Below are 420 nucleotides of genomic sequence, written 5' to 3'. Positions count from 1 at the left end.
GCCGTGGCCGCCGCAGCGGGCTTGGCCGGCGCGTCGGACGTCGTCGCGGCGGCCGCGGGCTTGCTGTCCCCGCTGCTGGCCGTACTCCCCGACTCGGCCAGGTTGCGCTTCTTGTCGCCGTCCTTCTTGAAGTCGGTCTCGTACCAGCCGCTGCCGGACAGGCGGAACGCCGGCGCGGTGAGCTGGCGCTTGACCGCCGTAGCGGAACAGGCCGGACAGGTCTCCGGATCGGGATCGGACAGTTTCTGCAGGCGGTCGAAGCTGTGACCGCATGCGGCACATTGGAAAGCGTAGATCGGCATGGCGGCAAAAACGCGAGAGCAACTGAGGCGGCCAGTATGGGGGCCGCACGCCGGCTTTCAAGCGTCCCCGCTCATCACGCCGGCCCGGGCTGGGGCCGCGGCGCCGCCTGCCGGCGCA

The 420-nt window shown here is 71.2% G+C and carries 1 protein-coding gene; it reads right to left on the bottom strand.

Annotation, left to right across the window (positions count from 1 at the left end; all coding sequences use genetic code 11):
* Positions 1 to 302 (bottom strand): zinc ribbon domain-containing protein (locus D180_RS14870; protein WP_017913419.1); only part of this gene is annotated, 302 nt, incomplete at its 3' end.
* Positions 303 to 420: the final 118 nt, after the last annotated feature.

Source organism: Xanthomonas sp. SHU 166 (assembly GCF_000364685.1).
In the GTDB taxonomy this organism is placed as follows: Bacteria; Pseudomonadota; Gammaproteobacteria; order Xanthomonadales; family Xanthomonadaceae; genus Xanthomonas_A; species Xanthomonas_A sontii.
This window is presented reverse-complemented; position numbering and strand designations above follow the sequence as displayed.